This window comes from uncultured Aquimarina sp. (genome assembly GCF_947500065.1).
In the GTDB taxonomy this organism is placed as follows: Bacteria; Bacteroidota; Bacteroidia; order Flavobacteriales; family Flavobacteriaceae; genus Aquimarina.
Genome location: NZ_CANMQT010000068.1, coordinates 1 through 202, shown reverse-complemented (window position 1 = coordinate 202; position 202 = coordinate 1). Strand labels below are relative to the sequence as shown.

1 protein-coding gene is annotated in these 202 nt (G+C 49.0%); it reads right to left on the bottom strand.

Annotation, left to right across the window (positions count from 1 at the left end; translation table 11 throughout):
* Positions 1 to 202 (bottom strand): hypothetical protein (locus Q0975_RS28475; RefSeq protein ID WP_299444402.1); only part of this gene is annotated, 202 nt, incomplete at both ends.

Below are 202 nucleotides of genomic sequence, written 5' to 3'. Positions count from 1 at the left end.
CCTTGTGCTCCAGTGATTCCTTGTGCTCCAGTTACTCCTTGCGCACCAGTAACTCCTTGAATTCCCTGTGCTCCAGTGATACCTTGTATTCCCTGTGCTCCAGTGATTCCTTGTATTCCCTGTGTTCCAGTGATACCTTGTATTCCTTGCGCTCCAGTGATACCCTGTATTCCTTGTGCTCCGGTGATTCCTTGGATTCCTT